This window comes from Streptomyces hygroscopicus, from assembly GCF_026168105.1.
In the GTDB taxonomy this organism is placed as follows: Bacteria; Actinomycetota; Actinomycetes; order Streptomycetales; family Streptomycetaceae; genus Streptomyces; species Streptomyces hygroscopicus_D.
Genome location: NZ_LBMW01000049.1, coordinates 1 through 13,717 on the forward strand (window position 1 = coordinate 1; position 13,717 = coordinate 13,717).

Below are 13,717 nucleotides of genomic sequence, written 5' to 3' on the forward strand. Positions count from 1 at the left end.
GCCCCGGCTCCGCCCGCCACCGGGCCCAGGCCCGCCGCCGCAGGATCGCCTTGGGCGCGGCGACGGCGGCGCTGCTGGCGGCGGTCGCCGCCGGCGCATGGCTGGCCACGTCGGGTGACGACGGCGCCGGGCCCTCCGGTACGAAGAATTCGGCCCCGGCGGCTCCCTAGGCTCTGCGGCCCAGGTCAGGGGCCATCAGCCCGTCCGGCGTCCGGAGGCGGGGCCGTCCGGTGCTCCGGGGGCGGGGCCGTCCGGGCCGACGGCGGGGGTCCGGGGACCGGCAGCCCCCAGGAGGGCACCGCACCCCCGGGAGCTTCGGTAACCGGCGGTCACCCGGCCCTGGCTGTCCGACGGAGCCGTTACGCTGGATGCGTGGCAGTCCTCGATGTATCCGAAGAGCTCAAGTCCCTCTCCTCGACCATGGAGTCGATCGAGGCCGTTCTGGACCTCGACAAGATGAGGGCAGACATCGCCGTGCTCGAGGAGCAGGCGGCCGCGCCGTCCCTCTGGGACAACCCCGACGAGGCGCAGAAGATCACCAGCAAGCTCTCCCACCTGCAGGCCGAGGTGAGGAAGGCGGAGGCCCTGCGCGGCCGGATCGACGACCTCGGGGTGCTCTTCGAGCTCGCCGAGGCCGAGGACGACCCGGAGACCCGCGCCGAGGCCGAGGCCGAGCTCGCCGCGGTCAGGAAGGCGCTGGACGAGATGGAGGTCCGGACCCTCCTCAGCGGTGAGTACGACGCGCGCGAGGCGCTCGTCAACATCCGCGCCGAGGCCGGCGGTGTCGACGCGGCGGACTTCGCCGAGCGGCTGCAGCGCATGTACCTGCGCTGGGCCGAGCAGCACGGCTACAAGACGGAGATCTACGAGACGTCGTACGCGGAAGAGGCCGGGATCAAGTCCACGACCTTCGCCGTCCAGGTGCCGTACGCCTACGGCACCCTCTCCGTCGAGCAGGGCACCCACCGGCTCGTCCGCATCTCCCCCTTCGACAACCAGGGGCGTCGGCAGACCTCCTTCGCGGGTGTCGAGGTCCTCCCCGTCGTCGAGCAGTCCGACCACGTCGAGATCGACGAGTCGGAGCTGCGGGTCGATGTGTTCCGTTCCTCCGGGCCCGGTGGCCAGGGCGTGAACACGACCGACTCGGCCGTGCGCATCACCCACCTCCCCACCGGCATCGTCGTCACCTGCCAGAACGAGCGGTCCCAGATCCAGAACCGGGCCACCGCGATGAACGTTCTGCAGGCCAAGCTCCTCGAGCGGCGCCGGCAGGAGGAGCAGGCCAAGATGGACGCCCTCAAGGGCGACGGCGGCAACTCCTGGGGCAACCAGATGCGTTCGTACGTGCTGCACCCCTACCAGATGGTCAAGGACCTGCGGACCGAGCACGAAGTCGGCAACCCCGAGGCCGTGTTCAACGGAGAGATCGACGGGTTCATCGAGGCCGGAATTCGCTGGCGCAAGCAGCAGGAGAAGTAACACCGTACGGCGCTTTGTCGACAAGGCAACTGCCCCTCCAGCGGGGGCAGTTGCCTTTTCCGTGTCCCGATGTCTGGGTTTTGCATCACACTCACAGTCCTGCTTCTCCCGCAAAAGACGCCTTACTGGACATCACGTACGCAATGACCTTGACGTTGCTGTCAAAAGTGGGAAGGGTGAACGGCGGCATGCGTAATCGCTGGGGCGCATGTGAACCGGGGGGCTCAGTTACCGCCGTCCCCGACGCCGTGGCCCCGTGCGCTGCTCCATTGACGATGAGCTACTGGGGGTAGCAGGCAGATGACCAAGAAGACGCGGATCCGTGTGGCGCGGATAGCCGCCGGTGCGGTGATCGCCGCCGGCGCATCGCTGACCGCCGCGGGTGCCGCATCGGCGCTCGACATCAGCATCGGCGCGAACACGGAGAGCGGCGCGGGCGTCAACGTCGGCGTCAACGTCGGCCCCGAAGACACGGGCACTCCGACGCCCACCGAGACCGGCATTCCCACCACTCCGGTGACTCCGCCCACCTCGGAGCCTCCGACCGGCCCCGGGATCCCGACCGGCCCCGTGACCCCGACGGCCCCTGCGACGCCGACCGGTCCGTCCCAGCCCACGGGCCAGCCGACCGGGCCGACGGAGCCGACCTCGTCCGCCCCGACCGGCGGCAGCGGGAGCGGCAGCACCGGCGGTGACAACACCAACCCCGACGGCGGCAACAGCCCGGTTCAGCAGGGCAAGGGTTCCTCGGTCCTGACCGACACGGGTTCCGACGCCTCGAACTCCGGCGCGTCCGCCAAGGGCAACGGCAAGCAGCTGGCCGAGACGGGTGCCGGTGAGACCGCGTTCCTGCTGATCGGCGCCGCCACCATGATCGCCGGCGGTATCGGCTTCCGTGTCATGCCGCGACTGATCAACGGTCGTGGCGGGGCCGCCGCCTGATCCAGGGGCGTGCGGCCTCCTCGGGAGGCGTGAGAAAAGCGTGAGAAGGGCCCGGGGCGTCATCCGCCCCGGGCCCTTCCCATACGTCGACATCGGCGCCGAGAGTGGCCCCAGGGCCTTCTGTGGTGTCCTGTGCGGTGTCCCGCCCCTGCGGTACCTCGCCCCCGTAGGGTTCCGGCCCCGACGCGTCCCGCCCCCGTAGGGTCCCGGCCCCTCGACGGATCCCGCCCCGTACGCCCCGGTCCTCGTCGCATCACACCCTGTAGGGCCGCCGCTCTGCGGCCGTCGGCTACGCCGTCTGGTGTGCCAGCAGCGCCACCGCCGCGACCAGCACGGCAAGGAGCACGATCAGCGCCGTAGGATGCAGCCCCGACCAGGGGTTTTCCTGCTGGAGTCGCTCCCGGCTGGCGCGGCAGACGGGGCAGCGGCCCTCACTGACGGGCGCCGCGCAGTTCGCGCACACCAATCGGTCGTACGTCATGCGCCTCGCCCTCCTTGTGCCGCTTCCACGTACACAACGTTCCCTGGAACGCAACCGTTCCCCACTCCACTGTGCCAGGTTCCGGCGATTTAGGCGCGGGCCGCCCGACAACGGCCCGGAACGCCGGGAAAGAGGCGGCCGGAGGCCTCCCGGAGCGGCGGTTCGTCGCGGTCTTCGCGCAGCTCCCGTGCTCACACGGGCCTCCGCTCCGCTCCTGAAGTACGGACAAAACGCGCAACACTCGCGGAACTCCGACCGCCGACTGCGCTCCCACACCCGCTTCGCGTATGGTCACGCTCACCTACCCCAACGGCCCGTGGTGTCTCCGTGATCCGATTCGACAACGTCTCCAAGGTCTACCCCAAGCAGAACCGCCCTGCCCTCAGGGATGTCTCCCTCGAGGTGGAGAAGGGCGAGTTCGTCTTCCTCGTGGGGTCCTCCGGCTCCGGAAAGTCCACCTTCCTGCGGCTGATCCTCCGCGAGGAGCGGTGCAGCCATGGCCAGGTGCACGTTCTGGGCAAGGACCTCGCGCGTCTCTCCAACTGGAAGGTGCCGCAGATGCGCCGCCAGCTGGGGACTGTGTTCCAGGACTTCCGGCTCCTGCCGAACAAGACGGTCGCCGAGAACGTGGCTTTCGCGCAGGAGGTCATCGGCAAGTCGCGCGGCGAGATCCGCAAGTCCGTGCCCCAGGTGCTCGACCTCGTCGGGCTCGGCGGCAAGGAGGACCGGATGCCCGGCGAGCTGTCCGGTGGTGAGCAGCAACGAGTCGCCATCGCTCGGGCCTTCGTCAACCGGCCCAAGCTGCTGATCGCCGACGAGCCCACCGGCAACCTCGACCCGCAGACCTCCGTCGGCATCATGAAGTTGCTCGACCGGATCAACCGGACGGGCACGACCGTCGTGATGGCGACCCACGACCAGAACATCGTGGACCAGATGCGCAAGCGCGTCATCGAGCTGGAGCAGGGTCGCCTCGTCCGCGACCAGGCGCGCGGCGTCTACGGCTACCAGCACTGAGTTCCACGGAAAGGCTTGAGCAGACGCCATGCGCGCCCAGTTCGTTCTGTCGGAGATCGGTGTCGGTCTCCGCCGCAATCTGACGATGACCTTCGCGGTGATCGTCTCGGTCGCCCTCTCCCTCGCCCTGTTCGGCGGGTCGCTCCTGATGAGCGACCAGGTGAATGAGATGAAGGGCTACTGGTACGACAAGGTCAACGTCTCGATCTTCCTCTGCAACAAGAGCGACGCCGAGTCCGACCCCAACTGCTCCAAGGGCGCGGTCACCGACCAGCAGAAGAAGCAGATCGTCGGCGACCTCGACAAGATGACGTCCGTCGTCCAGAAGGTCACCTACGAGTCGCAGGACGACGCCTACAAGCACTACAAGGAGCAGTTCGGCGACTCCCCGCTGGCCAGTTCGCTCACCCCGGACCAGATGCAGGAGTCGTACCGGATCAAGCTGAAGAACCCGGAGCAGTACCAGGTCATCGCGAGCGCCTTCAACGGCCGTGACGGCGTGCAGTCCGTGCAGGACCAGAAGGGCATCCTCGACAACCTCTTCGGGCTGCTCAACGGCATGAACTGGGCCGCCCGCGCGGTCATGGCGATGATGCTGGTGGTCGCGCTGATGCTGATCGTCAACACCGTGCGCGTCTCCGCGTTCAGCCGTCGTCGTGAGACCGGCATCATGCGCCTCGTCGGCGCCTCCGGCTTCTACATCCAGGCGCCGTTCATCATGGAGGCGGCGGTGGCCGGCCTCATCGGCGGCACGGTCGCCTGCGGATTCCTGCTGATCGCGCGGTACTTCATCATCGACCACGGCCTGGACCTGTCCCACAAGCTGAACTTGATCAACTTCATCGGCTGGGACGCCGTCCTCACCAAGCTGCCGCTGATACTTGCCACGAGCCTGCTGATGCCCGCGCTGGCCGCGTTCTTCGCGTTGCGCAAGTACCTGAAGGTGTGACGCATGCCAATGGGGCCGTACGGGCAACCGCCCGTACGGCCCTTCGCGTTGTCCTAGACTCACCCGCATGTCAGGCCATGACCTGTTCTGTCAGCCCCGTCGCATCCGCCACGGGGCGGCCCTGACGTTGGTCTTCGCGAGCGTCCTCATCGCAGGCGCCGCGACCGGCTCGTTCGACGAAGCCGACCGGAAGACCCCCTTCGCGGGGCCGGCGGTTCCGGCCGCCCACCGCGACGACGTCACCGAGGCCGCCACCGAGGCCATGGCCGACGGCAAGTCGCCCATGGAGGCCGCCGAGCGCGCCGTCAGCCGCAGCGGCGACCGCTGGAGCGCCGTCTACTCCCAGGGCGAGTACCAGGAGTTGGAGGAGGCGCTCGACGGCCAGTACACCGGCGTCGGGCTCTCGGCCCGCCGGGAGGGCGACGGCCGGATCGAGGTGACCCGGGTGCAGCCCGGCTCGCCCGCGGCCGCCGCCGGGATCCGCGAGGGCGACCGGCTGCGCAGTATCGACGGCGAGGACGTCGACGGCAGGCCCGTCACCGAGGTCGTCTCCTTACTGCGCGGCGACGCGGGCGACGCGGCCGCCGGCACCCGGGTCCGGCTCGGCCTGCAGCGCGGCACGCACAGGTGGAGCGAGGTGGTGCGCCGGGCCCGCCTCTCCACGGACTCCGTGACGGTGCAGCGGCTCACGGGCGGGATCACCATGATCAGGATCGCCGCCTTCACCAAGGGGACGGGCGACCGGGTGCGCAGTGCCGTCGAGGGCGCCACGAGGGGCGCCCGGATCGTCCTCGATCTGCGCGGCAACTCCGGCGGTCTGGTCACCGAGGCCGTCACCGCCGCGTCCGCCTTCCTCGACGGCGGGCTCGTGGCGACGTACGACGTCAACGGCGACCCGCGCGCCCTGCACGCCGACCCCGGCGGCGACACGACCAGACCCCTGGTCGCGCTCGTCGACGGCGGCACGATGAGCGCGGCCGAGCTGCTCACCGGTGCCCTCCAGGACCGCGGCCGGGCGATCGTCGTGGGCACCCGCACCTTCGGCAAGGGCTCCATCCAGATGCCGAGCCGACTCCCCGACGGTTCCGTAGCGGAACTGACCGTCGGGCACTACCGCACCCCCTCGGGCCACATCGTCGACGGCCGCGGCATCACTCCCGACCTGGAGGCCGACGACCGGGTGCTCGAGCGGGCCGAGACGGTGCTCAGCGGGCTGGGCGACGCGTCGTAGCACAGACCGCACGCTCCGTGATCGAATGTGATCGAACCTGCGGCGCCGCAGTAATCGGCTTCCCCCGGAAGCCCTCCACAGTGCGAAAATGGTCGGCACTATGGCTAAGGAAAAAGGGCGCAAGCTGATCGCGCAGAACAAGAAGGCGCGGCATGACTATCACATCCTCGACACGTACGAGGCCGGTCTCGTCCTGACCGGGACCGAGGTGAAGTCACTGCGTCAGGGGCGGGCGTCGCTGGTGGACGGCTTCGTGCAGCTCGACGGGCACGAGGCATGGCTGCACAACGTCCACGTGCCGGAGTACAGCCAGGGCACCTGGACCAACCACAGCGCCCGCCGCAAGCGGAAGCTGCTGCTGCACCGCGCGGAGATCGACAAGCTGGAGTCCAAGTCCCAGGAGACGGGTCACACGATCGTGCCCCTCGCCCTGTACTTCAAGGACGGCCGCGCCAAGGTCGAGATCGCGCTGGCGAGAGGCAAGAAGGAGTACGACAAGCGGCAGACGCTCCGTGAGAAGCAGGACCGCCGCGAGGCCGAACGGGCGATCTCGGCGGTGCGGCGCAAGCAGCGGGCCTGAGCGGGAATCTTCCGGCGCCCGGCGCTGTTGAACCGGGTACCACGGCGGGGTGACCGCCGGGAATACGCTGGCACCGAGGTGCGTCGGTCACGTACGATGGCTCACGCACCGCACGGCCGGTGTGAGCATTGAAAAATCAACATGGGGATGATCGGTTTCGACAGCGGCTGTCGAAGCAGGGGAAGCGTGTCGAGGAAGCGGCCATGATCTCGTAAACCACAGGCCGAAAAAAATAATCGCCAACACCAAGCGCGATTCCTCCCAGCAGGCCTTCGCCCTCGCTGCCTGATTAGGCAGCAAGAGCGAGCCTCCTACTAAAGGGAGTGTCAGCCCGGGGCTGTTCCCGACCCGGATCCTGGCATCAGCTAGGGGACTAAACCTTGATCCTGGTCACGGGGTGAAGAGGGAAACCAAACAGTGACTGAGCCCGTCGGAGACTTGTCCGCGTGATCTCCGGGGCTGAGAAAAGCGAAGCGGACTGCACACGGAGAAGCCCTGGTTCCGCACCGTTGGACGCGGGTTCGATTCCCGCCATCTCCACTTACCTCCTTGAGGTACCCCATGTGGGCAAGGCCCCGTCGCTTCGAGCGGCGGGGCCTTTGTCGTGTCTGTGCCGGGCCATGCGGGGCGTGTTTCGGCCAACCTCACAGGGTCGCCGTAAGCCCTCACACATCCCGTCTTCACAAGTGCGGATACATCGTAGGAGCGAACCCCGCATGAACCTCGCCAGTGAACCGCGCCACTTGCCAGTCCGTGCCCACGGCGAAAGATCTCCCCTTTACACGGCTGAAGGCGAAGGCCACGACGACCTCGACAGGTTCACCCGCATCCTTGCGCCGGACGTCCGTAGCGAGGCGCGGGGCCGCTGAGCCCCGCCCCCTCAGTTCTGGTTCCACTTCTGCTCGCTTGCCTCGGCCTTGTACTGAATCAGCGGCTACGGCGCGGGCGCCGGCAGTTCGAACCAGACGGTCTTGCCGATGCCGCCGGGGCGGGGTTCCGTGCCCCACTTGTCCGCCAGTGCTGCCACCAGGGCCAGGCCCCGTCCGGACTCGTCGTCCGGAGATGCCTGGCGGGCTGCGGGCAGTGTGTCGTTCGCGTCCGTCACCGAGACACGGAGGCGATCGGCCTCCAGGACACAGCGGGCCCGGAGCTCGCGGCCGGGGGAGACCTTGGCGTGGCGGTAGGCGTTCGTCATCAGCTCGCTGAGCAGGAGTACGGCCGTTTCCGTCACCTCCTTCGGGAGGTTCCAGGAGGTGGCCTGTTCGCGGAGCAGGGTGCGGGCCCGGCCCACGCTGCGGGCGTGGCGGGCAAGGCGCCACTCGATGTCCCGGGGGAGCGCGGAGGGGGAGGGGCGGGAAGCGGGGCCTGCGGGAGGCGTCGGCATGCGCGCTTGGTTCCTTGCGTGTGATTCTCCGTCGTTTGCCGAGATCAGGCTGATGGCTTGCGCATAGCCTCGGGAGTGGCGGAACGGGTACACAGCGTGCTTGTACACGGCGTGTCGGCGGGAGGCGGGTGGGCGGCGTGGCCTCGGGGGAGTCCCAGCAGAACTGGCGGTACTGCGGTGGGCAGATCAAGTTGTGGCGGGAGGGGGCGGGGGTCAGCCGCCAGGCGCTGGCCGATGAGGCCGGTTACGACTACGAGTACGTCAAGTCCATGGAGTGCGGAAGGCGACGGCCGACGCTCAGGTTGTTGCAGGTTGCGGATCAACTTTGCGGGGCGCTGGGCAAGTTGGTGGCCGCGCATGAGTACCTGAAACCGGAGCCGTTTCCGGAGCGTACGCAGCAGTACGTGTTGGTTGAGGCCGAGGCAATCACGGTGCAGTGGTACGAGCCGTTGCTGATTCCCGGTCTGTTGCAGACTCCGGCATACGCACGTGCGCTGATCAACAGCAACTGTCCGCCCCTGGACGAGGAGACGGTGGAGGAGCGGGTTGCGGCTCGACTGAAACGGCAGGAGAAGCTCACGAGCAGGCCCCCGACTTACTTCAGCTTCGTGATCCACGAGGCTGCGCTGCGTTCCCTGGTCGGCAGCCAGGACATCATGCGCAGGCAGTGCGATCACTTGCTGGAGGTGGGGAGGCAGCGGCATCTCTCCGTCCAGGTGCTTCCCTTCGCAAGTGCTCCCACGGCGGCGCTCAGTGGCCCGATTGTGCTCGTGGAGACCGCCGATCACGAGCGCTACGCCTTTGTGGACGGGCAATCGACGGCGGCTCTGTACTCCGACGGCGACAAGCTCAGTACGCTGACTCAGCGCTATGGCATGATCCGGATGCAGGCGCTTAGTGTTGAGGAGTCTGCCCGGTTCACCAGGAAGGTGGCGGAGGAGCTGTGAGCGACGAACTGTCATGGTTCAAGTCGAGCTATAGCGACTCCGAAGGGAGTGCCTGCCTCGAAGTCGCCCGCGCACAAAGCAAGTCCAGCCGCAGCGACTCCCACGGCACCGTTCACGTCCGCGACTCGAAGCTCGGCGCTCGAAGCCCCCGCCTTGCCGTCCCCGCGGACGTCTGGGGTGCCTTCCTCGCCTACGCCGTCCGCGAGGCCTGAGCCCCAGGCTTCGGGCCTCGAGTCCGAGCCCCTTCTTGAAGGAACGGGCGGAAAGGTCTGACCCGCCCTCCCGCCCTTCCCGCGTCTCAACTGCCGCACATACCAGGCGGGGTGACTTTCCGTGGTCGGCTTGGGACGCAACGTTGCGACCCTCTAGCGTTCGCAGCAACAAACAACCCCGGTCGGGTGTTAGCAGCGCCGGGCGCTCGGATCGCCGGAAATTCGTACGGCGAAGCGGTGCGCGGTCGCGATCAGCAGGGACAGGGCCGCCGCGGCGGGCGGGACGACGAAACCGGTGGTCGGGGAGAGGTGTTCCACCGCCCAGCCGCCGACGCCCGAGCCGCAGGCGATGCCGCCCAGGAGGGCCGTAACCGAAAGGATCATGCCCTCGTTCAGGCGGCCCTCGGGAGTGCGCCGCTGGACCAGCGCCATCGCGGTGACCATCGTGGGTGCGGTGGCCATGCCCGCGAGGAGCAGAGCGAGGGCCAGGGCGGTGAGGGACCCGGTGGTACGGGTCGCGAGCAGGGGCAGGGTCATCAGGGCCGTCATGGCCGCCAGGCCGTAGGGGTAGCGGCGTTCGGCGGGACCGGCCGGCTTCAGTGCGCCGTACGCCAGACCGGCCGCGCACGAGCCCGCGGCCTGGAGGGCGAGGACGAGGCCCGCGGCCGACTTGTGGCCCTGCGCGTCCGCGAACGCGATCGTCACGACCTCCATCGAGCCGAAGACCGCGCCCGTGGCGAGCAGGCCGATCAGGAGCGGAGGCATGCCGGGTGCGCGGAGAGGGGGCGCTGTGCGGGTGCGGCTGCTCGGCGGCGGTTCCGTCGCACGCTGCGCCGTGAACAGCAGCATGCCCGTCATCAGCAGGATTCCGCCGGTCAGCGTGCCCGCCTCCGGGAAGAGCGCGCTGCAGAGGAAGGCCGCGAAGGCCGGGCCCAGCATGAAGCACAGTTCGTCCGCGGCCTGTTCGAACGAGTTCGCGGTGTGGAGGGCGTCAGGGTCCGTCCGGAAGAGGTGGGCCCAGCGGGCGCGGGACATGCCGCCGGTGTTGGGGGTCGTGGCGGTGGCGGCGTAGGCGGCGAAGAGGGTCCAGTCCGGGGCGCCGTAGTGCACGCAGAGGAGCAGGGCCAGGCCCCCGAGCAGCGCGAACGCCGTCGCGGGCACGGCGACGCGTGCCTGGCCGTGGCGGTCCACCAGGCGTGCGATCCACGGTGCGACCGCGGCCGTGGCCGCGAGGCCGGTGGCGGTGACGGCGCCGGCGAGCGCGTAGGAGCCTCGCGATCCGGCGATCATGATGACCGCGCTCACGCCGAACATGCCCCCCGGGAGGCGGGCGATGAGGTTCCCGATGGTGAAGGCGCGGGTTCCGGGGAGGGAGAAGAGGCGGCGGTAGGGGTTCCGGGAGGGGGAGAGGGAGGGGGAGGCGGGACGGCTGTGCGGCTCGGGTGCGGTGTCGGCCGGTCTGCGGCGCGGAGAGAAGTCCGCGGCGACCAGGGTGTCCTGGGTGACGGCGAGGAGGGGCGGGACGGCTCTGTCGGAGGAGGACTGCGGCATGGATCAACCTTCGTCCGCGCCCTGACCTGCGGTCCAACACCTTCTCCGTGGCAATTGACGCACCTGGGTTGTAAGTTCGCCGGATGTCCGCCGACCGTGCCGCCGTCGAGCCCCGCCTACTGCGCTCCTTCCTTGCCGTCGCCGAGGAACTGCACTTCACCCGCGCCGCTGCCCGCCTCTACGTCGCCCAGCAGGCCTTGAGCCGTGACATCCGGCGGCTGGAACGGGAACTGGGCGCGGAGCTGTTCGTCCGTACGACCCGGCAGGTGATCCTGACCCCGGACGGCGCGCGCCTGCTGCCGTACGCGCGTCGGGTCCTGGAGGCGCAGAGCGCGCTGCTGGCCGCGTTCGGACGGGACGGTGAGCCGGAGCGACCCTTGCTCGTGGACGTCAACAGTCCCGGGCTGTTCGGTATCCGGGTGCTCGACCGGGCCCGTGAGCTCGTCCCGGACGCCGAGCTGATGGCCCGGTACGAGAGCGGGCTGACCGGGGCCGCCGCCGAGATCCTCGCCGGGCGGCTGGACGCGTCGTTCGGGCGGTCTGCAGGGCTCGACCCGGCGGTCCGGGCACGGCTGGACCAGCAGCCGGTGCGGTACGAGCGGATGGCGATCATCCTGCCCGAGGGCCACCGTCTGGCGGCGCTGCCGGCGGTGCCGCTGTCCGCACTGGCCGGGGAGACGGTGTACGCCGGCGCGGGAAACCCCCGGACCCCGGAGTGGACCGACCTTGCGCGCCGCCTCTTCGAGGGGCGGGGAATCGAGGTCGCACCGCCCGCGCCGCTGGCCGTCGGCGCGGACGAGTTCCAGCGGATCATGGCGAAGAAGGGCAACCCGATCCTGGCCGTGGTGGAGTTTCCGCCCATGCCGCACACGGTCCTGCGGCCGTTGGTCGACCCGGTTCCGCTGTCGCCCGTGTCGCTGGTGTGGCGTAGGGGCCTGACGCATCCCGGAATCGACGCGCTCCGACGGGCGGCCGTCGAACTGGGCAAGGAGGGCGGGTGGTTGAGCCCGCCGGAGGGCGGATGGCTCCCGGCCGGGGACGCTCTCGTCATGGGCGGGTCGTGAGGGCGATGCACGGCCGACGCCGGACCCGGGCCCGTCCGGGTGAGCGGGGACGGCATCGGGCGGGCCCCGGGGCCGGCGTGGTTCGAGGTGCGCAGGTTGGCGTGGGCCGGGCCTGGCTACGGGCGGTCCCGGCGGGCGCGGGGCCGGCGGTCCACCCCCGGCTCGGCGGGCACCCGCCGAGCCGGGGATGGCGCTACACCTCGAGCCAGACTGCCTGGTCCGGTGCCAGCAGGCCGTCCTCGAGGGGGGCGCTGGCCAGCAGGACCGAGGTGTGCTCGGGCAGCCGGTACGCCTCGGCCGAGAGGTTGACCACGCACAGGAAGCCGGGATCGCGGCTGAAGGCGAGGACTCCGGCGGGCGCGCCGAGCCAGGCCAGGCTGCCGTCGCCGAGCGCGGGGTGTTCGCGGCGCAGGCTCAGCGCGCTGCGGTACAGCTCCAGCATGGACGTCTCGTCACCGGTCTGTGCCTCCACACTGCGCTGCCCCCACTCCGCGGGCTGCGGGAGCCAGGGTGCGGCAAAGGCGCCCTCGGGGCTGAAGCCGAACGGCGAGGTCCGACCCGACCAGGGGATCGGTACCCGGCAGCCGTCACGCCCGCGGTCCGTGTGCCCGGAGCGTTCCCAGATCGGGTCCTGCAGCACCGCCTCTGGCAGCTCCTCGACCTCCGGCAGCCCGAGTTCCTCCCCCTGGTAGATGTAGGCGCCGCCCGGCAGCGCGAGCATGAGCAGCGCGGCGGCGCGGGAGCGCCGGGTGCCCAGTTCCAGGTCCAGGGGGCCTTCGGGCCGGTAGGGCTCGTTGGCCACCCACCGCTTGACGGTCGCCCGGCCGTAGCGGCTGGGGTGGCGCATGACGTCGTGGTTGGAGAGCACCCAGGTGGCCGGAGCGCCCACCGCGCCGAGCATGGCGAGCGAGTCGTCGATGACCGCACGCACGTCCTTGGCGTCCCAACTGGCCATCAGGAAATCGAAGTTGAAGGCCGTGTGCAGGCCGTCGCTGCGGACGTAGGCGGCGAGGCGCTCGGGGGTGTCCGCCCACGCCTCGGCGACGAAGGACCGGTCACCGGGGAACTCGTCGGCAACCCGCCGCCACGCGCGGTAGATCTCGTGGACCTCGTCACGGTCCCAGTGCGGGTGGTCGACGTGCTGCCGGGGCCGCGCTTCCGCCGAGTCCCGGCGGCTGAGCGGTCCCAGCACGGCCGGCTCCTGGCGGGGCGGCAGGTCGGGAAGCTCGGGATCCTTGACGAGCCCGTGCGCGACATCGATACGGAACCCGTCGACGCCCCGGCTGAACCAGAACCGCAGGATCGACTCGAACTCGGCGCGTACCTCGGGATGTTCCCAGTTGAGGTCCGGCTGCTCGGGGGCGAACAGGTGCAGGTACCACTCCCCGTCCGGCAGCCGCGTCCAGGCCGGCCCACCGAAGCAGGAGACCCAGTCGTTCGGCGGCTCGGCGCCGCCGGGCCCGCGGCCCGGCCGGAAGACATAGCGCTCCCGCTCCGGGCTGCCGGGCCCGGCAGCCAGCGCCGCCCGGAACCAGGCGTGCTGGTCGGAGGTGTGGTTGGGCACAATGTCGGGGATGACGCGTATCCCGTACCGGTGCGCCTCCTCGATGAGTAGCTCGGCCTCGGCCACCGTGCCGAACAGCGGATCGATCTCCCGGTAGTCGGCCACGTCGTAACCGTGGTCCGCCATCGGCGACTTGTACCACGGGTTGATCCAGATGGCGTCGACACCGAGCGACGAGAGGTACGGCAGCCGGGAGCGGATGCCGGCGATGTCGCCGACGCCGTCACCGTTCGCGTCGGCGAAGCTGCGGATGTAGACCTGGTAGATGACGGCGCTGCGCCACCACGGTGCGGGGCGGGACATGGGCTGACTGAGT

General features: G+C 69.8%; 13 protein-coding genes and 1 other RNA gene. 10 read left to right on the forward strand and 4 right to left on the reverse strand.

The features are described from left to right. Positions 1–372 precede the first annotated feature (372 nt). Both prfB and AAW14_RS32160 read left to right on the forward strand, forming a co-directional pair. Complete coding sequence (gene prfB, locus AAW14_RS32155; RefSeq protein ID WP_265567956.1) at positions 373–1,479, forward strand: peptide chain release factor 2; 1,107 nt, start codon at positions 373–375, stop codon at positions 1,477–1,479. Between the two features lie 300 nt (positions 1,480–1,779). Then, positions 1,780–2,421, forward strand: coding sequence for a hypothetical protein (locus AAW14_RS32160; protein ID WP_265567957.1), 642 nt, complete (start codon positions 1,780–1,782; stop codon positions 2,419–2,421). Positions 2,422–2,710: 289 nt separating this feature from the next. Here the strand turns inward: AAW14_RS32160 and AAW14_RS32165 are convergent, their stop codons facing one another. Next, positions 2,711–2,902: a hypothetical protein gene (locus tag AAW14_RS32165; protein ID WP_265567958.1), complete on the reverse strand. Its 192-nt coding sequence runs from the start codon at positions 2,900–2,902 to the stop codon at positions 2,711–2,713. A gap of 327 nt (positions 2,903–3,229) precedes the next feature. On the opposite strand from AAW14_RS32165, the gene ftsE reads away from it, so the two are divergent. From ftsE to ssrA, 5 genes are all read left to right on the forward strand, one after another. Continuing rightward, a complete protein-coding gene (ftsE, locus tag AAW14_RS32170; protein WP_188184166.1) occupies positions 3,230–3,919 on the forward strand; it encodes a cell division ATP-binding protein FtsE in 690 nt (229 codons plus the stop codon). A 28-nt stretch (positions 3,920–3,947) separates the two neighbouring features. Beyond that, entirely contained in the window at positions 3,948–4,868 is a 921-nt protein-coding gene (gene ftsX / locus AAW14_RS32175; protein ID WP_265567959.1) for a permease-like cell division protein FtsX, read from the forward strand. A gap of 67 nt (positions 4,869–4,935) precedes the next feature. Next, positions 4,936–6,099, forward strand: a complete 1,164-nt coding sequence (locus AAW14_RS32180; RefSeq protein WP_265567960.1) for a S41 family peptidase — start codon at positions 4,936–4,938, stop codon at positions 6,097–6,099. A gap of 100 nt (positions 6,100–6,199) precedes the next feature. Next, a complete protein-coding gene (gene smpB / locus AAW14_RS32185) occupies positions 6,200–6,679 on the forward strand; it encodes an SsrA-binding protein SmpB (RefSeq protein WP_265567961.1) in 480 nt (159 codons plus the stop codon). A gap of 143 nt (positions 6,680–6,822) precedes the next feature. Next, positions 6,823–7,222, forward strand: a transfer-messenger RNA (tmRNA) gene (gene ssrA / locus AAW14_RS32190). Positions 7,223–7,613: 391 nt separating this feature from the next. Here the strand turns inward: ssrA and AAW14_RS32195 are convergent. Then, positions 7,614–8,063, reverse strand: coding sequence for an ATP-binding protein (locus AAW14_RS32195; RefSeq protein WP_265567962.1), 450 nt, complete (start codon positions 8,061–8,063; stop codon positions 7,614–7,616). Positions 8,064–8,191: 128 nt separating this feature from the next. On the opposite strand from AAW14_RS32195, the gene AAW14_RS32200 reads away from it, so the two are divergent. Together AAW14_RS32200 and AAW14_RS32205 are read left to right on the forward strand one after the other, a co-directional pair. Further along, on the forward strand, positions 8,192–9,010 hold the full coding sequence (locus tag AAW14_RS32200; protein WP_265567963.1) for a helix-turn-helix domain-containing protein: 819 nt from the start codon (positions 8,192–8,194) through the stop codon (positions 9,008–9,010). Then, entirely contained in the window at positions 9,007–9,222 is a 216-nt protein-coding gene (locus tag AAW14_RS32205; RefSeq protein ID WP_265567964.1) for a DUF397 domain-containing protein, read from the forward strand. The genes AAW14_RS32200 and AAW14_RS32205 overlap by 4 nt, the downstream gene beginning before the upstream one ends. A gap of 189 nt (positions 9,223–9,411) precedes the next feature. Here AAW14_RS32205 and AAW14_RS32210 read toward each other — a convergent pair whose 3' ends face one another. After that, the gene (locus AAW14_RS32210) at positions 9,412–10,773 is read right to left on the reverse strand and encodes an MFS transporter (RefSeq protein WP_265567965.1); all 1,362 of its coding nucleotides are present in this window, start codon (positions 10,771–10,773) and stop codon (positions 9,412–9,414) included. An 83-nt stretch (positions 10,774–10,856) separates the two neighbouring features. On the opposite strand from AAW14_RS32210, the gene AAW14_RS32215 reads away from it, so the two are divergent. Continuing rightward, positions 10,857–11,837 (forward strand): LysR family transcriptional regulator, encoded by a 981-nt coding sequence (locus tag AAW14_RS32215; RefSeq protein WP_265567966.1) that lies wholly within the window; start codon positions 10,857–10,859, stop codon positions 11,835–11,837. A 193-nt stretch (positions 11,838–12,030) separates the two neighbouring features. Here the strand turns inward: AAW14_RS32215 and AAW14_RS32220 are convergent, their stop codons facing one another. Next, on the reverse strand, positions 12,031–13,704 hold the full coding sequence (locus tag AAW14_RS32220) for a glycoside hydrolase family 13 protein (protein ID WP_265567967.1): 1,674 nt from the start codon (positions 13,702–13,704) through the stop codon (positions 12,031–12,033). Positions 13,705–13,717 lie beyond the last annotated feature (13 nt).